Consider the following 24,352-nt stretch of genomic DNA (forward strand, 5'->3'; position numbering starts at 1 on the left):
ATGGACACGTACTCGTATATCGCCAACGCCGACGCGGCGGCCATCGAAACCCTTTATCAGGCCTACCAGCAAAATCCCGAATCGGTGGATTTTGGCTGGCGCAAGTTTTTTGAGGGGTTTGATTTCTCGCAACAGTTTCCCGAAGGAGCACCCGTAGTGCCCGGTGCCAACGGCACCGGTGCTACCAACGGCAATGCTGCTGGGACCACCAAAGCTGCCCCGGCCCCCGGCCCGCGGCCCCAGCCCAACGATTACGGCGTACTCAACACCGCTGCTTCGACCAATAATGCACCCGGTGTGGCTGGCGGCGAGCCTGCTTCCGATAAGGAAACGGCCGTGCGCAACCTCATCCATGCTTACCGCAGCCGTGGTCACTTGCGTGCCAAAACCAACCCGGTACGTGAGCGCAAAGACCGCCAGCCCCGCCTCGACCTCGCCGATTTCGGCCTGAGCGAGGCTGACTTGGATACGCCGTTCCTCAACGGTGAAGTATTGGGCTTAGGTGCGCAAGCTAAGCTACGCGACATTGTGGCGGCACTGGAAAAAATCTACACCGGCGCCATTGGCTTCGAGTACATGTATATCCGCGACCCGCAGGTGCTGGACTGGTTCCGCGCCAAGGTGGAGCATGACTCGCTGGCCTTCAACCCCGGTGTGGAGTACAAGAAGCGCATTCTGAAGAAGCTGAATGAGGCTGTTGTTTTTGAGAACTTCCTGCATACCAAATTTCTGGGGCAGAAACGCTTCTCGCTCGAAGGCGGCGAAACGACCATTCCGGCCCTTGATGCCATTATTGGCAAGGGCGCGGAACTGGGTGTGAAGGAAGTGATGATTGGCATGGCCCACCGCGGCCGGCTCAACGTGCTGGCCAACATCATGGGCAAGACCTATGAGCAGATTTTCAGCGAATTCGAAGGTACGGCTGTGCCCGACCTGACCATGGGTGACGGTGACGTGAAGTACCACATGGGCTACAGCTCGGAGGTGGAAGCAAGCGGTGGCCAGAAAGTTAACCTCAAACTGGCTCCCAACCCTTCCCACCTGGAGGCGGTGAATCCGGTGGTGGAAGGCTTCGTGCGCGCTAAAATCGAGCACCAGTACGGCGGCGACTACCACCAGATTCTGCCCATTATCATCCACGGCGACGCTGCTTTGGCTGGTCAGGGCATTGGCTACGAGGTAACGCAGATGTCGCAGCTGGAAGGCTATAAGACAGGCGGCACTATCCACTTCGTGATTAATAACCAAGTTGGTTTCACAACTGACTTCGAGGACGCCCGCTCGTCGATTTACTCAACGGATTTGGCCAAAATTATTGATGCACCGGTAGTGCATGTCAATGGTGACGACCCTGAGGCCGTGGTATTTGCCGTGCAGCTGGCCACCGAATACCGCCAGCAGTTCCACGCCGATATCTTCATTGATATGGTGTGCTACCGTCGCCACGGTCACAACGAGTCGGATGAGCCCAAGTTCACGCAGCCCACGCTCTACAACATTATCTCGAAGCATCAGAACCCACGCGAGGTGTACAACACCATGCTGGTTAGCCGCGGCGACGTGGATGCCGAGCTGGCCAACCAGATGGACAAGGAATTCCGCGACACCCTCCAGGCCCGCTTGGATATGGTGAAACAGAAACCCCTTCCTTATAAGTATCAGGCGCTGGAAAACGAGTGGCGCAGTCTGCGGCGCAGCACGCCCGAGGATTTCGAGCAGTCGCCCGCAACTGGTATTTCGGCTGAGACGGTGGAGAAAGTGGCCAAGGCACTGACCACAATTCCGGAGGGCTTCAAGCCCATTAAGCAGATTGATAATCTGTTGAAGGAACGCCGGAACATGTTCTTCGAGAATTACGGTACTTGGTCGCGCATGCCCGAAGGCTGGATGCGGGACTACACCAAAAAGTACGATGGCACCCGCGTGTTGAACTGGGCCGCTGGCGAACTATTGGCCTACGGCTCGCTGCTCAGCGAAAAGCATATTGTGCGCTTAAGCGGTCAGGACGTGCAGCGGGGTACGTTCTCGCATCGCCACGCGGTACTGCACGATGCCGAAACGTCGGCCCCGTACAACTCGCTAAACAACATCGAAGGCGAAAACGAGAAGCTGAGCATCTTCAACTCGCTGCTGAGTGAGTACGCGGTGCTGGGTTTTGAATTTGGCTACGGCATGGCCAACCCCACCGCCCTGGTGGTATGGGAAGCGCAGTTCGGCGACTTTGCCAACGGTGCCCAGACCATGATTGACCAGTTTGTGGTGAGCTCCGAGAGCAAGTGGCAGCGCATGAACGGCTTAGTGATGCTGCTGCCCCACGGCTACGAAGGCCAGGGCCCGGAGCACTCCAATGCCCGCCCCGAGCGGTTCCTGCAGCTCGCCGCCGAGAACAACATCATCGTGGCCAACATCACCACGCCAGCCAACTTCTTCCACGCCCTGCGCCGTCAGCTCACCTGGAGCTTCCGCAAGCCGCTGGTGGTGATGTCGCCCAAGTCGATGCTGCGCCACCCGCTGGCTGTATCGCCGGTGGAAGAGTTCACCAGCGGCAGCTTCCGCGAAGTGCTGGGCGACGACTTTGCCGACGCTAAAAAGGTGAAGCGCGTACTGCTGTGCTCGGGCAAGGTGTACTACGACCTGCTAGAGGAGCAGCGCACTTCCAACCGTACCGACGTGGCCATCGTACGCCTAGAGCAACTACACCCCTTCCCCAAAAAGCAGCTCGATGCCGAACTGGCTAAGTACAGTAAAGCCAAAATCTATTGGGTACAGGAAGAGCCCGAAAACATGGGCTATTGGAACTACATGCTTCGCTTCATGCGCCGCGACCTGGAAGACGTGATTGCACGCAAACCCTCGGCTTCGCCAGCCACGGGTTACAACAAAATCCATGTGAAGGAGCAAAAAGAGCTTGTAGCTCGCGCCTTCGACAAGCCCAAGGAAGCCATAGCCGATGCCAACATCAAGGAAGTAGTGGTGGCTGCTGACAAAAAGGTGACTGACTAATTTCCCTGCCCGACACTTCTTACTTACACTGACTAATCCCAAACGCCTGCACATGGCCCTCGAAATCAAAATTCCCGCCGTTGGCGAATCCATCACCGAAGTCACCATTGCCAAGTGGCTCAAGAAAGACGGCGAGGCCGTAAAACGCGACGAAGTAATTGCCGAACTGGAGTCCGACAAAGCCACGTTTGAGCTGCCGGCCGAAGCCGATGGTATCCTGAAAATTCGCGTAGCGGAGGGCGAAACCATCGGCATTGGCACCACCATTGCTGAACTCGATGGTGCCGCGGCTGGCACACCAGCCGCGCCCACTCCGGCCGCCGCCCCCGCCAGCGACCCCACTGCCGACCCCATTAATAAAGGAGAGGAAAACCCCAAAGCCAGCGACCAAGCCGGTTATGGCGGCACGCCGGAAGGCGGCGCCGCACCTGCGGCTCCCGCTGCGCCTGCCACTGGTGGCACAACGGAGATGAAAATCCCGGCCGTAGGCGAGTCCATCACGGAAGTGACGGTGGCCAAGTGGCTGAAGCCCGACGGTGCCCAGGTAGAGCGCGACGAAGTGATTGCCGAGCTGGAGTCGGACAAGGCCACGTTTGAGCTGCCGGCTGAAGCCGCCGGCACCCTGCGTCACGCCGTGAAAGAAGGCGAAACCATCAGCATCGGTGCGACTATCGCCCGCATTGAAGGTGGTGTAACCAGTGGCGGTGCTCCCGCCGCCCCCGCCGCTACAGCACCAGCTGCTGCAGCTCCCACTGCGGCCCTGGCCCAGCCGGCTGCCAGCGGTGCCGCTACATATGCCACGGGCGTGCCGTCGCCGGCTGCTGGCAAAATCCTCGGGGAGAAAGGCATTGCGGCTGCCGATGTTGCCGGTACCGGCCGCGATGGTCGCATCACCAAAGAAGACGCGCAGAATGCACAAGCCAAACCCGCCGCCCCCGCGCCGGCTGCGGCCGTACCTGCTCCAACTACGCAGGCACCAGTCACCAGCAATCCGGCACCAGCCGGAGGTAGCCGCGAAGTGCGCCGCGAACGCATGAGCAACCTGCGCAAGACGGTGGCCCGTCGCTTGGTGTCCGTGAAGAACGAGACAGCCATGCTCACCACCTTTAATGAGGTGAACATGCAGCCCATCATGGACCTGCGCAACAAGTTCAAAGACAAGTTTAAGGAGAAGAATGGCGTGGGCTTGGGCTTTATGTCCTTCTTCACCAAAGCGGTGTGCGTTGCCCTGAAAGAATGGCCCGCCGTGAATGCGCAGATTGACAACGGCGAAATTCTGTACTCTGACTTCTGCGACATCAGCATCGCCGTATCGGCTCCGAAAGGACTGGTTGTGCCCGTCATTCGCAACGCCGAGCAGCTGTCCTTCGACGGCATTGAGAAGGAAGTGGTGCGCCTCGCCACATTAGCCCGCGACAACAAGCTGACCATCGAGCAAATGAGCGGTGGTACGTTCACCATCACCAATGGCGGCGTATTCGGCTCTATGCTCAGCACGCCTATCATCAATGCACCACAGTCGGCTATTCTGGGCATGCACAACATCATTCAGCGCCCCATCGCCGAGAACGGGCAGGTGGTTATTCGTCCGATGATGTACCTCGCTCTAAGCTATGACCACCGCATTATTGACGGTCGTGAGTCGGTCAGCTTCTTGGTGCGGGTAAAGGAATTGCTCGAAGACCCCACGCGTCTGCTATTAGGAGTGTAATTCCTGTTTTAGGATTTTTATAAGCCCAGTTCCCAAATCGGGAATTGGGCTTTTTCATTTTTGGACGACATACAGGCCTATTTAGGCGATAAAAACATATTTTTGCCGGTCGAAAAATAAAATAGTAATTGAATTATTAAACGAAGTAGTATCTTTGACGCCTATGTGACTAAGTAATGATTTTAGCACCGCTATCTATGGGAAAGTTTATTACCCCCGTCTGCCAGAATTGCCCTAGCCGCAAGGGCCCACTCATGGGCTGCTGCCAATTAGAAGAGTTAGATTTTATCACTAGTGCCAAAGTATCCCAGAGCTATCAGAAGGGAGAACGCATCTTTTTTGAAGGCAACCCAGCCTTGGGGTTGCATTGTGTCAACCAAGGGAAAATAAAGATTAGCAAAGCCAGCAGCGACGGCAAGGAACAGATTATTCGATTGGCGAAAGGAGGCGATATGCTGGGTTTTCGCTCCGTGCTGACCGAGACGCAGTATTCAAGCTCGGCGGTGGCTTTGGAGGACTGCATTGTGTGCTTTATTCCGCGGGCCGATTTCTTCCGGGTGTGGCAGTCCAATCTGCAGTTTTCGGTGTCGTTGATGCAGATGATGGCCAAGGCCCTGGGCGAAGCGGAAGTACAGATGCTCCACCTCGCCTACAAGCCCGTTCGCGAGCGGCTGGCCGAGGCCTTGTTGATGCTCTACCACACATTCCGCAAAGAAGATGAACCGCAACCCTTTGTCATTGGCATTTCGCGCGAGGATTTGGCGTCGCTGGTAGGCACGGCCAAGGAAACGGCTACCCGGTTGTTATCCGAATTCAAGGAAGAAGGCATTATCGCCACTCGCGGTAGCCAAGTTACCATCCTAAAGGCGGACCGTCTCAGCCGTATTGCGGCATAGTAAGTTTAAGCTGCCACTATTACGCCAAAGCACTTTATGTCACTCCACAGCCTACGCTATCAGAGCACGATAGTGGCGCCCATCGCCGAAGAGGATATGCGAGCAATGCTGGTCAAGGCCCGGGCCTTTAACGCGGCAAACCAGATTAGCGGAATGCTCCTGTATCGTGATGGGCAATTCGTGCAAGTGCTAGAAGGCGAAGAAGCTACCATCCGAATATTATACGACAAAATTTTGTGCGACCCTCGCCATACCAATATGCAAATGCTGGAAGATGCGCCTCTAAACCATCGCAAATTTGCTTCCTGGACTATGGCTTACCGCTCATAAATGGCATGGTGTCAAGGCTTGGCGCAACCAGTTGCCTACAGTTCTAGCGGCATATAATGAGCGGATAAGCTTTATTGGAAAAGTTATATAATTTCTTAGTGATAAATAGGTGCATTCTATGATATTAATCATTCAAAAAAGTGACGAATATCATTTTTTAATGCGCGATAACCGTAGAGCTTTGTCTTACTAAATAAGCTCTCGAAATCGATGCAAGCGCTTGGATAATGAGATAAATGAGCTGAATTAGACTTGAGCTTATTATCCATGATTAATCCTTCTCTCGCCAATAAGAGTCTTCCAAAAACAGCTATACCTACAAGAATACGTTTTGGCAGCCCAGCACATGATTCAACTGGAATTGAAACGGCCGAAATTGAAAAAATAATAAAAAAGGCAACGACGCATTTCCCGAAGTTGCAGACCATCGCAATAGTGGAAGTAGCCACTGGCACCTGCTTGGCTTACGCTGGTACGCGGGGAATCAACCCAACCGTGGCAGCTGCTCAAAACGCAGAAGTAGTACGCCGGCAATCATTAGTGATGAAAGAATTTGCCATGCGTGGCGAACGACTCGAAGATATTCTGATACCCTTTCGCAAGCAGTTGCATCTGATTCGGCTGGCTAAAAACGGACAGTGGTTTGGCTACTTGGTGGTGAAAGCACAAGACACCAGCCTGGCCCTAGCTCGCGAAGTACTCAAATCAATTATTGCCTGACCAATTCATTCTGATAACCCATTCTTATTCTCCATTTTTACACATCCCACGCATGGCTTACTCCACAAATTCCCCCGCCGGCAAAGTAATACAAGACATTCTGAACGACTTGCCGGGCCTAATGGCCGTGGCCGTAGTGGACGTAACCTCGGGCATGGCCCTGGCGTCGCATACCAATTCGCCCAACATCAACCCCGAGACGGCCGCCGCCTACAACACCGAAGTGGTGCGGCAGAAGCAAAAAGCCATGACGGCGCTCAAGCTGCAGAATGAGACCATTGAGGACATCCTCATCACACTCACCACCCAACTGCACCTGCTAAAGCTGACCCCCAACGGCAACAAGTTCATCTATCTGGTGGTGAACTCGCGCGAAACCAACCTGGCTATTGCCCGGGAGGTGCTGCGCGCCACCGCCGACCAGCTCAACTAAGTATTGAACAACATTGACGGTTAGGCCGTCGCACTGCCACATCGGACCGGCTGCTGCATTCTGGCGTAGCGGGCTCGAGCCGGGAAGTATTGCCCGTGCCCTATGAATATTCCCTTTCTCAAGCAGCTACAGCGCCTGGCCGGGCCGGTTCCAAACGAAGTCGAGCTAACCACAAATGGCCCGGAAGGTATCAATACCGAGCAAACCATCCGGCACTTGTTGGATGAACTGCCCGATTTGTTAATGGCCGCTGTAGTGGATGTAGCCACTGGCAAGCCGCTGGCCACCTACACTACCGACCGTGGGCTGCGCCCCGCAACCGTAGCAGGCTTCAACGCCGAAGCAGTGCGGCAGGTGCGGGCCTCGCTGGCGGCACAGCAATCAGCTGATGAGCAGCTGGAAGAGATGTTATTCACGCTGCCCTCGCAACTGCATTTATTGCATTTGACGCCCAGTGGGCTGCGGTTTGTGTACCTCGCCGTAGACAGCCGCGATACGAATCTGGGCATTGCCCGCGCCGTGATGCGCAGTGGCATTCAACTATTAGAACCTTTAGTGCTGGAGTAGTTTAGGCTGGTGGCTAGCCGGTTAGACCACAAATACACTTTCACTCTTTTTTCTCAAAAACCATGAAACTCACCGCTACCCCCTTCGACCCCCAAACTGGCGAACTATTGCCGGTATACCGCGATGCCTATCTGCGTGGCGACCTGGCGCGCACCTCGGCCCGTGCCGTGGAAGCATATCTGCGCAAAGATGCCACCCAAGCCCACAGCACCGTGACCCGCTGGCACGAAATGACCACCCAGGAGGCCGAGGATGCCCGTCCCACGACCTGGATGCAGAAGCAGATGATGTTCATTCGTGAGCAGCCCCAGCGTTTCCGTCGCCGCGCCTTCTCGATGGTTGGCATGGCCGCCCTGATTGCCGGCGTGTCGATGGCCGGCACTCGTTTGCCCTCGCACAACATGCCTGCCATGCCAGTTAGCATGCCCGAAATGACTTCGCTGGAAACGGCGAGCGCCGCTGCTGCCGAGGCCAGCGTCACGCGTATGGTAACCGTTTCGGGCCGTATTTTGAACGAAGCCGGCGCGCCTCTGGTGGGAGCCACCGTAATGCGTAAAGGCACGCACTTTGGCGCCAGCACTGATGCTACTGGCACCTACACTCTGCGTGTGCCCGCCGCCGAAGCTGCCACGGCCACGTTGCAGTACGGCTACGCTGGCTACCACGACCAGGATGTGAAAGCCAGCGCCGCTGCCCAGCAAGGCGTGAAGCTGCAGCCCCGTGCCGAGAAGCGTAAGCACTGGCTGTTCTTCTAAATGGCTAGCATTCAGCAGCGAGTATTTAGTAGCAAGTAGCAAGACGTCGCCATTCGCCAATTGCGCAGCATGGTTCAGTCAGCTACTTGCTATTTATTGCTAAGTACGAACTGCGCTCTAAATCATTGTTTTATAGTTGCCTATCCGTGTTATCTAAGTGAAAGCGAGGACCTACCGTAAGCACGTGGCGAATAAGCTCAAAGAGTCTTCTTTATCCCATTCTCCCTCCCCAGCCGATATGGCCTATTCCAAGAATACTGCTGCAGGTAAGATAGTTGATGCTATTATTAGTGATTTGCCAGGTCTGATGGCGGTGGCCGTAGTGGACGTAATCTCGGGCATGGCCCTGGCGTCGCACAGCAATTCGCCCAACATCAACCCCGAGACGGCCGCCGCCTACAACACCGAAGTGGTGCGGCAGAAGCAAAAAGCCATGACGGCGCTCAAGCTGCAGAATGAGACCATTGAGGACATCCTCATCACACTCACCACCCAACTGCACCTGCTAAAGCTGACCCCCAACGGCAACAAGTTCATCTATCTGGTGGTGAACTCGCGCGAAACCAACCTGGCTATCGCCCGGGAGGTGCTGCGCGCCCACGTTGATGAAATTAACTAACCCAATTACTAGGCTGCCTGCGCGCTGCGCGGTAGCTGGCTTTTGCAAACACAAGAAAGCCCGTCCAATTGAATGGACGGGCTTTCTTGTGTTTCCGCAGCAGGGTTTAGAAATACAGGAGTGTGCTCAATCCTATATTTCCAAGCCGTGGATTCTTAACCAGTTGGCTCCGGGGCAATGTCTTCCTCATCGGAGACTCTATTCGGTTCTTCATCGGGGGTGAAACGGGATTTGAAGCGGGCGTAAAGGGCATTCATGCCCAGCAGCAGCAGGCCCATGAGAATGAAAACAACGGCCCGCGTGACGGTGCCGCTCTGGCTGAGGTCGAAGAACACCAAGCGGACCAGGCAGGCCAGCATGCCCGTGAGCGAGAGGTAGCGCAGGTCCTGCCGCCGCAGGAGCAGGCTGGTGCTGAACACCACCACCACTTCCACCATCAGCAGCACGGTGAGCACCGAGCGGTCGAAGGACTGGATGAGCAGCAGGGCCAGGGCCAGGAAAGCGGGGTAGAGCAGCCAGGCTTCGAGGACGCGGCGGGGCGGGCGGGCCAGGGCATCCCAGGCAGGGGAGAGGCCGGCGTAGGGAGCGGTGCCGGCTTGCAGGGCCATGCCCACGTAGCCGAAAAGCAGGGTGACGGCCGCGGCAACTTCCCACCATTCGGGGCTGAGGAGCTGTGCGGGTGAGATGTATAGCAAGCTGGCTACGCAGGTAGTGCCAGCTGCCAGCCAGTAATACAGGCGCCCGTACACACCCAGCCGCCGCAGGCGAATCGGAATTCGGGCAGCTGAATAGCTCAGGGCCAAGGCTGCCAATATCCATACCAGCGGCAACCACGGCGTGCGGATGTTGTGCCACAGCGTGGCCGTGCCAAACAGCAGCGTGGCTTCGGGAAGCCACGGGTGCAGGATGCGCCAGGAGTTGTAAACCGGCGCAGTGGCCGGAGGTGGCGACAAGGTGAAGGCGGACAGTGCGGCAAAAAGCGCGGCGGCCGTAAAGTATTCAGCCGGTTGGCCGAAGAAAGTTTCGTTCAGGGTGATAAGCCACAGGTGGGTGGCCACGCTGCAGGCCAGCAGCCAGTAGGCTACGTGTAGCAGGAAGCGGTCGGGGGTGCCGGCGCGCTGCACGGCGGCTTCGTTGGGCAGGATGCGCCGCCAGATTTGGGCCGCTGCGAAGGCTGCTACGGCCAGTGTCAGCAGGCCCAGCATCAGGTAGGCAATGTGGCCTTTGGGCACAGCTGCCATCAGGGCCACTACCAGGTGCAGCGCCAGCAAGTACAGCCACGGCCAGCGGAGGTAGCGGTTGGCTGCTGCCCACCACGATGTGCCGAGGGCGGCTACTGGCAGGGCTACTGTGGGCAATATGTAGAACAGGACGTAGCCGGGGCTGAAATGCTGACCAGGGGGAGGCGCTAAAACGTGGCTCCATTGCAGCCCGATGTAGCCCACGCCCGCCAGCACCAACCCGGCCCACAGTCCTGGCACCGTTAGCCGTTGCCGAAGGAGCAGCTGGCTGCCGAGCAGCCCCACCATGACCCAGGCCGCCCAGGACTGCTCATACACCAAGGCCCCGGCGTTGAGCAGCAGCCAGCCGGTTTCCAGCCCCAAAGCTGGCAACTGGAGCGTAGTGCTGAACCGGATAACGGAAAACTCCTCGTCGGCTTTTGGAAGGAAGTAGTGTCGGAGCTGGTAGGCGACCGTGAGCAGGGCGCCGCCCGCTAGCAGCGCAGCGCGTGATACCAGGCCCAGGGTTTCAGGGGTGGCATACCGGACCAGGAAGGGGAGCAAGGTTGCTAGTACCAGCAGCAGGTAGGTTTGGACGTGTAGCAGGGTTTCCTCGTTGCGGCCATTGAGGAGCAGGGCTGCCAGCAGGTTTTCGGCGTAGAGAATGAGGAAAACGGCGGGCCACGTCAGTCCCATTTCGTGCAAGCCCAGCACGGCCAGGACCGCGAAAAACTGCCCCAGCACCAGTTGCTGCCGCCGCACCCAGCTAGGCGAATAGCCCTGGGCCCGTACCCAGCCCGCCAGGCTCAGCGCAATGCCAGCCAGCGCTACCAACGCAAGGAGCAGCCAACCCACGGGCGCATGTTGCCAACCAAAAACCACGCACGCTACCAGCGCTCCGGTGCCAACTTGCAGCAACCCGCCCAAGGCGGCAAAACCACTCAGCAAGTCGCGGTCGGTGCTGCTGATTTCGGGGTCAATGTTTTGCTGGTTGCTGGTGGGTCGTAACAGTTGCCGGTGGGCCAGTTGCACGAAAATAATGCCTGCCCAGCCCGTCAGGGCCAATATCAGGGCGTCGCGGTAGAGCACCGGCGGCTGGCTGTTGCTCATGGCATTGGCCGCTAAAAGGAGTAGCCCGGCGCCCGTTGCGTACGCGCCCGTCAGGGCAATGTGGTAGAGCAATAGCTCGCGCCGCCGGGCGGTAAGCAATGCTACGGCTAGGTTTTCAAAGTAAAGCAGGCCCAGCACAATTGGCCAGCTCAGGTGCAGCTCATGCATTCCGAGTACTGCCAATACGGTGAAGAACTGGGCCAGAACCAGCTGTTGCTGGCGCACCCAGGCCGGCACGAGCGGGCTCGTACGCAGCCAGCCGGCTAGTACCAGTGCTGCCCCGGCCAGCCCCAGCAAGGCCCCAATCAGCAATGCTACGGGCACGTGCTCCCAGGCAAAGATTGCCCGGACCAGCAGCAGGCCCGCACCCACTTGCAGCAGCCCGGCCAGACCAGCAAAGCCACTCAGCCAGCTGCCATCATTAAACACGAAGCCACTGGTGGATTGTGGGCTTTGGGAAGCGTCATCGGCAATAAGAAGGGTTAGTTGCGCATGGGCAACCCGAACAAAGGCGATGCCGAGCCAGCCGGTCAGGGCCAGCACGCAGGCATCGCGATAGAGCAGGGCTGGCGCGATATCAGCCATTTTGCCGGTTGTTGCCAAAAGCACCGTTGCGCCCGTTAGGTAGGCACTCGTCAGGGTGAGACGGTATAGTAGCGGTTCGCGCTGCCGGGTCGAGAGCAGGGCCGCGGCCAGGTTTTCGGCGTAGAGCAGGCCCAGCACCACAGGCCAATTGAGGCCCGTTTCGTGCAAGCCAAGTACGGCTAACGCGATGAAGAATTGGCCGAGTATCAGCTGCTGCTGGCGCACCCAGGCCGGAACGTACGTACTCGTGCGAAGCCACGCGGCTAGGCCAAGCGCGGCCCCCGCAAGGGACAGCAGCGCCGCGAGGAGCAGCCAGACCGGGACATCCTGCCAGCCAAAAACCACGCGGGCCAGCAGTAGCCCGGCACCGACTTGCAGCAACCCAGCCAGTCCGGCGAGGCCGCCCAGCCAGGTGCCTTCAGCAGCGCGAGGGCCATTTGAGTTCTGTTCCGCTTCAGTAGAATTAGCAAGGGCGCGGGCCAGGAGCTGTCGGAGTGCCAGCCGTGTGAACAGAATTCCTGCCCAGCCGGCCAGGGCCAGCACCAGTGCATCGCGGTAGAGTTCTGGTGGGAGGCCGGCACTGGCCTTGCCGGCCGCAACCAGCAGCAGGCTCGCGCCGGCTAGGGAAGCACCGGCCAGGGCCGTTTGGTAGAGCAGGGTTTCGCGCCAGCGGCCCGCTACCAGGGCAACTACCAGGTTTTCGGCGTAGAGCAGGCCCAGCAGCACGGGCCAGCTCAGGCCCGTTTCGTGCAGCCCAAACACCGCCAGCAGCGCGAAGAATTGCGCCAACAGCAACTGTTGCTGGCGTATCCACTCGGGTATCCGGTTATCGGTGCGCAGCCACGCGGCTATGCCCAGCGCAGCACCGGCCAAGCCGAGCACTGCCCCAATCAGCAAGCCAACCGGGGCCCCCGCCCAAGCAAACAGCACCCGCGCCAGCAGGATGCCCGCCCCCGCTTGCAGCAGACCGGCCACCCCAGCAAAAGTGCTCAGCAGGTTGCGGTGCGACGTTTCGGGCGACGCATTGCGCCTGGGCGTCGGCGAAGCAGGCAGGTTGAGGAGGGGCTGCTTGAAGATGAACCGTACGAAGGCGAGGCCTGCCCAACCGGCCAGGGCCAGCACGAAAGCATCGCGGTAAAGGCTGTGCGGTGGGCTGAGGTTGAGCTTGCTGCCGGCCAGCAGGAGCAGGCCCGTTGCGGCCAGTCCGGCCCCGCTCATGGCCACGCGGTACACCAAGGCCTCGCTTTGCCGGGCCATAATCAGGGCCACCAGCAACGATTCGAGCAGCATGAACAGCAGGATGACCGAGTTGGTAGCATGCCAGCCTTGCAGCGAAAACGCGGTGGCCAGCGCCAGCATCAGCGAAATGATGGTATCAGTCTGGAACAGCCAGCCAATGCCCAACTGCTTGGCCTTGCGGCCGGCCCAGAACGTGAGCAGGGCACCTGCCGCTAGTGGAATCGTTTTCCAGATGGAGCCCGTGCTGTACAGGTACAGGTTGATGCCGAGACAGGTCCAGTTCAGCAGGTGCGCGGCAAACAGCAGCGGCTCAAACGTGCGCTTGGCGTATACGCGGCGGTATTGCACCACTGCGGCGGCCACGCCCACCAGCAGTACCAGGCCCATGGCCACAAGGCGCAGCGTGCTCGAAATAGCAGCCAGCTCCTGGTGCCAATACAGGTGAAACGCGAAGAAGCTGACGATGCTAAGCAGCAATTGGTATTTCCACTGCTGCCGGTAAGTGATGGCAATGCTAAACGCCGTGACGCCCGCCGCCGCTGCCAATGTGAGGGCTGTGGGCGGCAGCACCGCCAGCGCCACCAGGCTCAATACGCCGTGCAGCGTGGACACTTCTTGGCGGCTCGAGCGCCAGGCCAGCCATAGGTTGGCACTCACGCCGGCCAACAGCAGCAAGTAATCGAACGGTGGCGTGACCCAGCGCAGCCCCGCAATGCTTACCGACCCCACGCAGGCAAACAGGAAAATGGCCGCCGCACTGCTCAGCAGCCAGCCATTCAGCTGCCGGGCAAATTCCTTATTGCGTAGCGCAAACCGCGCCCCCAGCAGCCCGGCCGAGAATGCACAAATCATCAAGAAACGGAACGGCGGCGCCATGCGCAGGGTCGCATAGATTCCGAGAAAGCCCACACCCGTCACCAGCACCACCGCCCCGAGAATACCGGTCCAGTTTTCGAGTAAAATGGTAGAGGCGCGCTCCCACCAGCTGGGGCCAGTGGGCACGGGCGGTGGTGGCGGGCGGCGGGGTGGGGCCGGCGGGGGCGGCGCAACCGGCGGCACAATGGGCGGCTGGGCGACGGGTGGCGCAACCGCAACAGCGGCTGCTAAAGGCAGCGGAGCGGGCTCCGGCTTGGGCAAAGGCACCGGCCGAGGTGTTGGAGCCGGCGCAACAGTAGGGGGCAGCACAGGCGCTGGCGGCGCGGATGAAGCGGGCTGCTCCACCGGCTTCTCTACAGCAATGGAAGCGGCAATGGGCAGTGGAGCCGGTTCGGGTTCAGGTAGTGGCAGCTTGGGCAGTGAAGCAGGTTCGGGTTCCGGGGCGGAAAGCTCGGGTAGTGAAACGGGTTCTGGCGCTGGTGGCTTGGGCAGCGGTGCCAGTTCTGGCTTGGGTGCGGGTAGGGGAGCTGGCGCCGGTTTGGGCTCGGGTGCGGGTAGTGGGGTAACCGGCGGGGTTGGGGCCGCAACGGGCTGCGGGGCTGTTGGCTCGGGTTGAGCCGCTGGCGGGCTGGGCGGTGCGGGGCTGGCGGTGCGCGCTACGGGTGCTTCCACAGGTGGCGCGGGGGTGACTGGTCGGGCCAGCGGAACCGCTACGGGTGGTGCCGTCGGCTTGGGTACTACCACCGGCTCGGCTAGCGGGCGACTGGGTGCGGCTTCGCGCAGCTGGGCCACCTGTTCGCGAAGATGCTGGAGCTCTTCTTGGAGCTTTTTCTGGTCAGCGAGGCGTTGGGCCAGCTCCTTTTGCAGGTCAGTCAGGCGGCCGGGGAGGCCCCAGTTCCTGACAAGGACCACAATAGCAAGAATAATAACAACCACCAGACCGTCCATAAGCAAAAGTCAGAAGTGAGTAAAGGCCGCGAAATCGAAGGGTAACCTAGGATTGGCGTAACTGACGGTGCCGGACCGCAGGCTAGTGCGGGGTCGGTGGGGCGGGAAAGGTAGTGATTTGGTGAGGAATTATTGACAATAGCTCTTGCGGCAGATTGTCCGGCTGGATGCGGGCTTGTAGTCGTAATTGTGCGGGCGGGGAATATCAGGCTCCAGACCCCCTAAATGGATGAGAGCAGAGGGCTTTGCAATATGCGCTGAGGGTGGTTAAGAAAAAAAAGTAAGGCCCCTCAATGCTTACTGAGGGGCCTTACTTTTTTTTCTTAACCACCCTCAGTAGCCGAAGCTCTGCTTTGGGATAGGGGTAGTGATGGCCCGCACTACATCCTCTTTGCAGGTTGGCGCGGCTTGGCCCATCCTCCACGGGCCTTGAAAAAGCGCTGGATTATGGGTGCGCAGGCCACACGCTCAATATGCCCGCCCGTGCGTCAGCTTCAGCAGCACGTTAGTCATGAAGGGCAGCCGCTTTAGCACCTGAATACCGGTCGTGGTGAGCCAGGGCATCCCGAATACCTGGTGAAAAAGCCGGCCTGCTGTGATGCGCAAGCTCAGCAGGCCGCGCCAGGTGCGGGTGTAGTGTTGCTCCAGCTCGGTGCGGCTGATGCGGCCCTCCAAAAACTCCAGCAGCAGGCCGTGGAGCAGGAAGCTGGCGTTCATGCCCATGCTCATGCCATTGCCGGCCAGTGGGGCAATGGTGCCGGCCGCGTCCCCCAGCATCAGCACGTGGGCATCGACGGTGGAACGCTCACGAAACGTGATTTGGGAGATGACGATGGGCGGCGTGGCCTGGCGGTGGGCCGCTTCGAGGTAGGGGCGCAACAGCGGGTTTTGCATCAGCACCTGGCGCTCCATTTCGGCAATGCTGTTGCCGTGGGCGCGCAGGTTGCGCACATCGGAAATGTAGCTGCAATTGGTGAGGCCGCCCAGCACCGGCGAGAGCCCGCAGTAGCCGTCCTTAAAGTTGTGCATCTCCACCATTGCCTCCGGGAAATCGACCCCTTCCAAATGCCGCTTCACGGCTACGAACTGGCGCTCCTTGCGGCTGGCTTCCACGAAAGGCCGCTCCAGCTTGCTGTCGAGGTTGGCGTGCTTTCCCCAGGCGCCGCAGGCAAGGCGGGCCCGATATGTGCCTCCATTGGCCGTGGTGAGGCTAAATTGGTCATCGGCAAACACCACATCCGTCACCCGGGTGCCTTCCAAAATGGTCGCCCCGTGTCGGGCTGCCAGCCGGGCCAGCAGCTCATCGAGCACGTAGCGGGTAATGCCCAGCCCGCCGATGTCCAGCGAATGGTGCAGGGCCACCCCGCTCGGCGAGGAAACGGTGAAGCGCGTCATGCGCGGCAACTCCATCTCGGCCAGTGGCACCCCGATGCGGCACAGGAAATCGTAGTTTTCCATCGAAATGTACTCGCCGCAAACCCGGTGAAACGGATAAGTCTCCTTCTCAAACAGTACCACCCGCCGCCCCGATTGCGCCAGCTGCACGGCCAGCGTAAGCCCCGCCACGCCCCCGCCGATGATGGCGCAGTCGTAAATAACATCATCAGAAGTTGACATAAGTAAGGGTGATGTAGAGAAGCGACACTTCGCGTCTCCTCGTTGCTGATGTTGTTTAGTCTGCGCGCCTGTCATCCTAAGCTTGCGAAGGACGAGGTCATGGTTGTTCAACGGTGAGGCGCAAAAGGTCGCGCCGCTACCGCTTCCGCAGCACGCGGGCCCCAAACAGCACCCCGGCCGCCAGTAGGCTGGTATAAGCCGTAGCCATGAGCCACTTGGGTATCAGTCGGCCGTTTTCTTTGATGATGGCCGTGGCGTCCACCTCGTCCTTATCAGCAATTTTCCGGTTGACGGTTTCGTAACCTTGGGTAATGTAGGCGACGGCCCCGGCCAGCGGGAGCAAGGCGAGGTAGGCGGCTTTGGGCAGCTTGTCGGCTTTGAACAAGTAGGCAAAGCTGCCCAGCGCCAGCAGGCCCGCGCCACCCGTCAGCAGCTGCGCCACGCGCATGCTGCGGTGCAGGCCCAGCGCCACAATGGCCGTGTGCAGGCCGGCGGCGCGGTCCTCGGTGTAGTCCTCGGCGTTGTTGAGCATGAGCACGGCCACTTGCATGATGCCGTAGGCAGCGGCCAGGGTGAGCACCGCCGGCTTAGGAAAGCGCGTGACCAGGCTGCTCGAATACGCCATCGGCCCGAAGAAAATGACAGCCCACAGCGCCGCTAGCTGCCACACACCCTGCGACTTGAGATGCAGCGGCTGCCACGAGTACTGGAACCCCAGCGCCCAGCCAATGACCGTGAGCGGCACAAATTGCCAGCGGCCGGTATGCCGCGTCAGCCAGATGCTGATGAGGACGGTACCGGCCACCGAAGCCCGCATCTGCCAGCGCACGCCCATGTCGCCGAGCTCGAAAATGGCGTTGGAAAGGTGGCTTTTGTACACGGCATCCACGCGGCGGTCGGCGTAGGTATTCACCATATCGCCGAAGTTGAACAGCAGGTACAAACCGGCCAGGCCCACGTACAGCTCGGGCTTTTTAAGGAAGCGGGCGTCTTCAGCGCTAAGCAGGATGGGAATAAAGAAAATCGGAATCTCGGCCGGTAAAAACTCGGGGCGGCGCAGGATTTTGCTGTTCTTCAGAAACCGCCGCAGCCCACCGTGTGCCGGCCGCGCCAGCAGGTTGATGCGTTGGATATGGCGCTCATTGGGGTTCAGGAAGGCGTCGCGGCCGTGCAGGAGCACGTGGTTGTCGGCCAGCACGATGTCGTTGTCCTGCCAGGTGTGGGTGTAGAAAACTTCCGGCGCGTAGAGGGCCGTTTGTAGCTCCCGAATCAGGTCGGCCTGGGCTGCGGGCGTGGCATCCAGCACTTCCACGCTCACGGGGTTGAGGTCGTGCACAGGCTCGGCGAAGCGCAACGTGGCCTCACCCGTGACGGGGTGGGCCTGGGTGAGGCGCTGGGTGATGGTGCCGCCGTAGTGCACAATTTTTTCGGTGCGGTAGCGCAGCGTGGCCTGCTCCCAGCGCTGGCGCTGCTCCGGCGTGGCGCGGACCAGCGTGCGGGCCGTATCGGCGAAGGTAGTGCCGCCCCGGTCCTCGGCGCGCGGTGCTTTCAGGCACTGGAAGAAGATGAGGTAGGGGATTTTACCCACGAACGCGCCGTCCCAATGCAGCGGCACGGCGCTAGGGGTGTAGAGGTAATTCTTGGCGTCAACTTTTACTTTCAGCTCGTTGATGGCCCCGAAAGGCCACTGGAGCGGCTCGCCCAGCTGCTGCGCATACAGGGCAAACTCCGTCTTGTCGAACAGCTCGAACCCCCGAAAAATCAGAATGCGGTGCTCGCGCACCCAGCCTTCAATCTGCTCACGCCCGAAGCCGGCAATGGTGTGGCCCGACTGGCTGGCCCGGATGATGAGGCCGAAAGGGGTTTGGGGTTCGAGGGTATAGGTGGACATAGTTGGAAGAGTAGGTAAAGGGAGAAAGAAGCATAGCCGAACTGTCTCTGCCGCTTCGTTCTCACGTTAAACCTCACCCCCTCTCCCGCGGAGAGGGGGCCCGGTAATGCGCTTGCGTCAGGCTTCCCTCTCTTTTGGAGAGGGGCCCGCCCCGCAGGGGCTCGTGAGGTTTGACGTTAGGCAAAGGTGCAGTACCCCGGCAGCAGGAGCAGCAAATAATCCTGCCTAATTGGTTAAGAATTCGGCCCCATTACGAAGTGGCTGGGCCGGCCATCCAGCGCTACCAGTTCTGCGCCCAACTCCTCGGCCTGCTGGCGCTTCATGAGCAGGTAGTCGTTGTCGCGCAGGAGCACCACGCCGTGCCAAGGCGTGAGCCAGTCGTCTACGGCACGGGTCATGCGGAGGCCGATTTTGTCGGAGTGCGGGTGCTGGGGGTGGATGCTCAGGCGCAGCGCGTGCGGGAATTCCTGGGCCAGCAGGCGCGTCCAGGCGTTGCTGCGGCGGATTATCTCGTAGGCCACAGCCTTGCTTTCCTCCTTCACGCGGCTTTTGCTCTTTTCGGGTTCCAAGGCCATGCCGTCTTCCGACACGAAGCGATGGATGCCGTTGAACATAGCACGGTGATGGTCGGTGTCGCGCACGCGGGCTTGCAGCTCGGCCAGCGGCTCGGCAAATTCGGCCGTAATCCAGGCCCGGGCCGCGTCGAAGGATTCGGTTTCGAGTAGGTCTTCGAGGTTGACAATGTCCAGGTCGCGGGTGCCGAGCCGGGCCAGCTGCTGCTTCAGCGCGTCGTTGTAGGCCGATACATCTTCATCGCTCACCCGCACCAAATCGGCAAACACGCGGCCATCGGCGCAGATGCTGATGCGGGCGCCCGGCGCGTACACCTGCCGGATGTCTTCGCACAGGCTTTGCAGGAAGTTCAAGGCAATTTCCTCGCCCAAATCGGGCAATGAGCCCAGCACTTTTTGCCGGTTGGGCGACTTGGCCGGAAACGCCGGCAGAATGAAATGCACCGGCAAACCCTGACTGATAAAGTAGTGCAGCTTGGGCAGGTGCAGCGCCAGGCACTGCTCGCAGGGCACAACGGCGCACTCGGGTCCCAGCACCTTGCGGTGCAGCAGCACCAGCTTGGCCACGCGCCGCGCCACGTCAAAATCTACCTCCGGGCTCAACTGCATAAACTGGCCCACGGCCGCGCCTACCTGCCCCAGCAGCAGCGGGCCTAGCAGCGAATCGAGCTGCGGAGTGGCCAGGGCCAGGCCGGCGCTCAGCATTTCGAGCAGGTCGCGGGTGGCCTCGCCGCCGGCGGAGCGGTCGAGCAGGCGCAACCCCAGCACGCCCCAATGCGCCGCGTACAGCGTGTGCGCCAGTTGTGTAGCCAGCGTTTCGGCCGGTGCGTCGGTAGCGCCGCGCACTGCTATTTTAAACAGCGCCAGCCCGCGTAGCCGAATGCTTTCGGTTTCGGCGCTGAGCACGCCGGTGGGGGTATCAGCATCGAGCAAAGCGGCCATTTGGGAACGCAACGTGCGCTGGTGCGGAGCCAGTAATTCCAGCTTCAGCTGCACCAGGGCCTGAAAGCGTAGCGCCAGTGGCCCGGCAGGCAAGTCGGGCACGCGGGCTTCCAGCTCGTCGTGGATGCGCTGGTAGAGGCCCAGCACGAAGTCGCTTTTCGCGCCAAAATGCCGGTACAGCTCCGCTAGTGGCTGGTTGGCGGCGGTTGCAATATCGGCGAGGCTAACAGTGGAAAAGCCCTGTTCTTCGAAGAGGCGCAGGCCGGTGTCGAGCAGGCCACGGCGGGCCGAAAGGGTGGAAGGGGGAAGTGCGGGATTGGCAGTCATTTGGCAAAAAATGGGCGGCGCGGCCAGTGGGCTGGCCCTACAATAAAGGTAGGTTCGGCCCGCCATCGGGGCGCTATCTGTTCAACTCTATTTCGCGGGCTGCGTTAGCTCATTTCCACCATGCTTGCCTTATGAAACAGACTCCTCCCAAGCCCCGCAAAGCGGCGAAGCACCGCCCCGCCAAATTCTGGCCCGTGATGGGTTTTGCCACCCTCGCCGGCATGCGCAGCATGAGTGCTCCGGCCTTCCTAAGTCATTACTTATCGAAGCAGCCCCATAGCGGCCTGGCTGGCTCGCGGCTGCGGTTTTTACAAAAGCCCTTCACGGCGGGCCTGCTGAAAGTGCTGGCCGCCGGTGAAATGGTGGGTGACAAATTGCCCAACGCGCCCAACCGTACCGACCCGCCGGTGCTGCTGGGCCGGCTACTCTCGGGGGCGCTGGTGGGGGCGGCCTGGTACCGGTCGCGCCACGGCAGCGCCATTGGTGGCGGTTTGTTGGGCGGAGTGGCGGCGGTGGCAGCTACTTTCGTGAGCTATGCGTTGCGCACGGGCATCAGCAAGCAGTCGGGGGTGCCCGTTGCGCTGGTGGGAGTAGGCGAGGATGCCACCGTGGTGGCGGGTGGCACGGCCCTGCTGCGGGCACAAAAGTCGGCTCCTGTCGGCCGGGCTTTGTAAGTTAGCCGAACTTGTATCCGGAACGTGTACCCCGAATTTCCAATTCGGCCGCTCGAACAACTTTTCATTGCACCATTTAGTGCGCTGAATTGGAAATTCGAGGGATATGTTCTGTTTCCGTTCCTAAGCCCCTACCGCCGTGTCTCCGCTTGCCTGCGTCATCATCGACGACAACGAAATCAACCGCCTGACGCTGGAACGCTCGGTGCAGCGCCACGACCAGCTCACGCTGGCCGCGTCCTTCCCCGATGCAGTCGAAGCGCTGGCTTATTTCAACGCTGGCAACCCGGCCGATGTGGTGCTGCTCGACATCGAAATGCCCCACATCAGCGGCCTAGAGCTAGTGCAGCTGCTACCCGAGCCCAAACCGGCCGTTATCCTGGTCACCACGCACGCCTCTTTCGCCGTCGATGCCTTCGAATTGCGCGTGCTCGATTACCTGGTGAAGCCCGTGGGCTACGCCCGCTTTTGCCAGGCCATTGCCCGCGTGACCGAGAAGTACCGCACCGCACCCGCGCCCGTTGCGCCGGAGCCGCCGGCTCCATCCAGCAGCGACATGCCGAGTGATATTTCGGCTACTGGTACCGATATGTTCGTGAAAACCAACGGCAAGCTGCTGCGCATAAACTTCGAGGACGTGCTCTATATCGAGGCCCTGTCCACCTATGTGCTGCTGGTCACCGACAAGCAGAAGCATATTGTGGGCGGCACGCTCAAGAGCATTGAGGAGCGGCTGCCGTTCCGGCATTTTGTGCGCGTGCACCGTTCCTACATCGTCAACCTGCACCGCGTAGAGGCCATGGCGGATAATATGCTGAAGCTGGGCCAGCACGAGGTGCCGGTGAGCCGGCCGTATCAGGAGGAGTTCACCCAGCGGCTGCGGGCGCTGTAGGCAGGCTCGTTTAAACGGTTATGGCGTTCGGCTACCCTGCCAGGGCCTCTGGCAGTTCCTCCAGCACCAGCTCTACCTGCCGCACCAGCTGCTTCACGGCCGCCGCCCGGCCGGGGCCATCGTCGCTGCCAAGCAACGGCACGTCCATCAGCAATTGCAAGGCGGAGGTTATGTTGGCCACGCCAAACTGCACCAGGTTGGGCTTGATGTGGTGCACCAGCTTGGCCACCTGCGGCCACTGCTCGGCAGCGGCGGCCAGCTGAATCTGCTGCATCACGGGGGGAATGTGCAGCATAAACGAATTCACCATGCGCTCCACAAACACGGCGTCACCATCGGCCAACTCGTGCACTTCGGCCAGGTCGTAGAGCGGGGTTTCGGGCGGCTGCACCAGGGCCAGCAGCTTGTGGTAGAACTCTTCTTCCTTAAAAGGCTTGGTGAGGCAGTCGTTGATACCAGCCCGCAGGTAGCGGTCAAGGTCGGAGCGGAAGGCGTTGGCGGTGAGGGCCAGTACGGGTACCTGGGCGCGTTCGGGGTCGGGATGCTGGCGGAGCTGGGCGGTGGCTTCCACGCCGCTCATGCCGGGCATCTGGATGTCCATCAGCACAGCATCGTAGCGGCGCTCGGCGTGCAGGGCCAGCGCGGCGAGGCCGCTTTCGGCTTCGTCCACCTCCACATTCCAGCCGTGCAGCAGCTGGCGCACCACCTCGCGGTTGATGGCATTATCCTCCACCACCAGCACCCGGCGGCCACTCAGGGCACTGGCATCGAGTGGCACTGGCGGCAGGGCTGCTTCCACGTCCACGGCGCAGGGCAGCGTCACGGTAAACTGGAAGGTGCTGCCGCGCCCGAGCTGGCTGTCCACCGAAATGCTGCCGCCCATTTGCTCTACCAAAGCGCGGGCAATGCCCAGGCCCAGCCCCGTGCCGCCGTAGCGCCGGGCCGTGTCGACGCCCGCCTGGGCGAAGTCCTCAAAGATGTATTCCAGCTTGTCCTCGGCAATGCCGATGCCGGTATCGGTGAGGCGAAACAAGACCGAAAGGTGGCTTTCGGTGCGCCCAATAAGGTAACCGCCCACCGAGATTGTGCCGTCTGGCTCCGTGAATTTGATGGCGTTGGAGGCCAGATTAATCAGGATTTGGTTGAGGCGGTAGGGGTCGCCCACCACGCGGGGCAACTGCCCGCAGTTCAGGAGCAGCGCCACGTGAAAGGCAATACCTTTTTCGGTAGCCTGCACCTCCAGCGGCCGTAGCGCTTCCTCCATCGACTCCGGCAGGTTGAACGCTACCTGCTCCAGCTCCAGCCGCGAGGAGCTGATTTTGGTAAGGTCCAGCACCTCATTCAGTACCGATAGCAAGTGCTCGCCCGAGGCCTGAATAATGCGCAGCAATTCCTGCTGGGTGTGGTCGAGGCGCGTTTTGGTGAGCTGGCGGGCCATGCCCAGCACCCCGTTCATGGGCGTGCGGATTTCGTGGCTGAGGTTGGCCAGAAACGCTTCCTTGGCCCGAGCCGAGGCTTCGGCTTTTTCCTTGCTGCGCCGCAGTTCGCCCTCGGCCTGCATGCGCTCCGTGATGTCGAGGGCGCAGAGCAGCACATCGGTGCGCCCGGCCGGACCCAGCCGGTGGGCCTGATAGAGCAGCTGATGCGGCTGTCCGTTGCGGGCCAGCACGGGCAGCACCCCCGTCACCGCCGACCGGGCGCCAAATTGCGCTAAGTAGGTGGGCAGCACATGGGCCGCATCGGCGGGCTCCATAAAGTCCTGCAAAGACTGCCCCAGCAGCTGCGCGGGCGGCCGTTGCAGCAGCAGGGCAAAGGCTTGGTTGCAGGAGAGTAGCACGCCCCGGGCGTCGTGGGTAGCTACGGCCGCTGGCAGGTAATTCAACAACTCGTGCTGCTGGATTTCGGTGGTGGCATCGGCCGGACGCGGGGGTGGGGCCAGGCGGTAGGTGAGAAGCTCGGAGCGTGCTGCGCCGGGCTGAGCGGGCAGCAGCACGTAGTCCTGCAGCAAAATGCGGCCATCGCGCAAGGGGATGGCCTCACCCAGCACCGATTGCCCGGCGGCGCGCAGCGCGGTCAGCTGCAGGGCCGGATGCTCGGGCAGCACGGCCAGGCGTTGCACCTGGGCCAGCAGCGTTTCGGCGGATTGCTCTTCCCAGTAGTTGAGTGGGTCATCCAGGCCCAGCAACTGGCTCAGGGTTTCGTTGATGCGCTTGATGGTGCCGGTGGAGCTCACGAGCAGCATACCCGGCCCGGTTTGATCCAGCAGACCCGCAAGGCGCTGCTCGGCGGCAGCGGCGCGGTCATTGGCTGCTTGCAGGGCTTCCTCCAGCTCCACGATGCGGGCCGTAGCCGAAGCAGCCATGGAACGAGCCGAAGTAGAAGCGGACATAGATAGGGCTGGAGGAGAAGAATGAGGGCTCTGAAT

Annotated in this window: 16 protein-coding genes; 11 read left to right on the top strand and 5 right to left on the bottom strand. The window is 60.5% G+C overall.

Annotated elements, in window-relative coordinates; all coding sequences use genetic code 11:
• From J4E00_RS12540 to J4E00_RS12580, 9 genes are all read left to right on the top strand, one after another.
• Positions 1–3,003, top strand: a complete 3,003-nt coding sequence (locus tag J4E00_RS12540; protein ID WP_208175513.1) for a 2-oxoglutarate dehydrogenase E1 component — start codon at positions 1–3, stop codon at positions 3,001–3,003.
• Between the two features lie 52 nt (positions 3,004–3,055).
• Positions 3,056–4,714 (top strand): 2-oxoglutarate dehydrogenase complex dihydrolipoyllysine-residue succinyltransferase, encoded by a 1,659-nt coding sequence (gene odhB / locus J4E00_RS12545; RefSeq protein WP_208175514.1) that lies wholly within the window; start codon positions 3,056–3,058, stop codon positions 4,712–4,714.
• A gap of 197 nt (positions 4,715–4,911) precedes the next feature.
• A complete protein-coding gene (locus tag J4E00_RS12550; protein WP_208175515.1) occupies positions 4,912–5,610 on the top strand; it encodes a Crp/Fnr family transcriptional regulator in 699 nt (232 codons plus the stop codon).
• A gap of 36 nt (positions 5,611–5,646) precedes the next feature.
• On the top strand, positions 5,647–5,940 hold the full coding sequence (locus J4E00_RS30275) for a BLUF domain-containing protein (protein ID WP_208175516.1): 294 nt from the start codon (positions 5,647–5,649) through the stop codon (positions 5,938–5,940).
• A gap of 267 nt (positions 5,941–6,207) precedes the next feature.
• Positions 6,208–6,660, top strand: coding sequence for a hypothetical protein (locus J4E00_RS12560; protein WP_208175517.1), 453 nt, complete (start codon positions 6,208–6,210; stop codon positions 6,658–6,660).
• Between the two features lie 52 nt (positions 6,661–6,712).
• Complete coding sequence (locus tag J4E00_RS12565; protein WP_208175518.1) at positions 6,713–7,093, top strand: hypothetical protein; 381 nt, start codon at positions 6,713–6,715, stop codon at positions 7,091–7,093.
• 102 nt (positions 7,094–7,195) lie between these two features.
• Positions 7,196–7,660 carry a hypothetical protein gene (locus J4E00_RS12570; protein ID WP_208175519.1) on the top strand — a complete coding sequence of 155 codons (465 nt, stop codon included), beginning with the start codon at positions 7,196–7,198 and terminating at the stop codon, positions 7,658–7,660.
• Between the two features lie 62 nt (positions 7,661–7,722).
• Positions 7,723–8,415, top strand: coding sequence for a carboxypeptidase-like regulatory domain-containing protein (locus J4E00_RS12575; RefSeq protein ID WP_208175520.1), 693 nt, complete (start codon positions 7,723–7,725; stop codon positions 8,413–8,415).
• A 238-nt stretch (positions 8,416–8,653) separates the two neighbouring features.
• On the top strand, positions 8,654–9,034 hold the full coding sequence (locus J4E00_RS12580; RefSeq protein ID WP_208175521.1) for a hypothetical protein: 381 nt from the start codon (positions 8,654–8,656) through the stop codon (positions 9,032–9,034).
• A 155-nt stretch (positions 9,035–9,189) separates the two neighbouring features.
• Here J4E00_RS12580 and J4E00_RS12585 read toward each other — a convergent pair whose 3' ends face one another.
• The 4 genes from J4E00_RS12585 to J4E00_RS12600 form a co-directional block, all read right to left on the bottom strand.
• Entirely contained in the window at positions 9,190–15,012 is a 5,823-nt protein-coding gene (locus tag J4E00_RS12585) for a FimV family protein (protein WP_208175522.1), read from the bottom strand.
• Positions 15,013–15,480: 468 nt separating this feature from the next.
• On the bottom strand, positions 15,481–16,629 hold the full coding sequence (locus tag J4E00_RS12590; RefSeq protein ID WP_208175523.1) for an NAD(P)/FAD-dependent oxidoreductase: 1,149 nt from the start codon (positions 16,627–16,629) through the stop codon (positions 15,481–15,483).
• A 136-nt stretch (positions 16,630–16,765) separates the two neighbouring features.
• The gene (locus J4E00_RS12595; protein ID WP_208175524.1) at positions 16,766–18,520 is read right to left on the bottom strand and encodes a TauD/TfdA family dioxygenase; all 1,755 of its coding nucleotides are present in this window, start codon (positions 18,518–18,520) and stop codon (positions 16,766–16,768) included.
• 233 nt (positions 18,521–18,753) lie between these two features.
• Positions 18,754–20,361 carry an L-tyrosine/L-tryptophan isonitrile synthase family protein gene (locus J4E00_RS12600; protein ID WP_208175525.1) on the bottom strand — a complete coding sequence of 536 codons (1,608 nt, stop codon included), beginning with the start codon at positions 20,359–20,361 and terminating at the stop codon, positions 18,754–18,756.
• A 131-nt stretch (positions 20,362–20,492) separates the two neighbouring features.
• On the opposite strand from J4E00_RS12600, the gene J4E00_RS12605 reads away from it, so the two are divergent.
• Together J4E00_RS12605 and J4E00_RS30015 are read left to right on the top strand one after the other, a co-directional pair.
• Entirely contained in the window at positions 20,493–21,035 is a 543-nt protein-coding gene (locus J4E00_RS12605) for a DUF4126 family protein (RefSeq protein ID WP_208175526.1), read from the top strand.
• A 139-nt stretch (positions 21,036–21,174) separates the two neighbouring features.
• Positions 21,175–21,927 (top strand): LytR/AlgR family response regulator transcription factor, encoded by a 753-nt coding sequence (locus J4E00_RS30015; protein WP_208175527.1) that lies wholly within the window; start codon positions 21,175–21,177, stop codon positions 21,925–21,927.
• 31 nt (positions 21,928–21,958) lie between these two features.
• On the opposite strand, the gene J4E00_RS12615 is transcribed toward J4E00_RS30015, so the two are convergent.
• Positions 21,959–24,316: a response regulator gene (locus J4E00_RS12615; RefSeq protein WP_208175528.1), complete on the bottom strand. Its 2,358-nt coding sequence runs from the start codon at positions 24,314–24,316 to the stop codon at positions 21,959–21,961.
• Between the last annotated feature and the right edge of the window lie 36 nt (positions 24,317–24,352).

The organism is Hymenobacter negativus, from assembly GCF_017571495.1.
GTDB lineage: Bacteria > Bacteroidota > Bacteroidia > Cytophagales > Hymenobacteraceae > Hymenobacter > Hymenobacter negativus.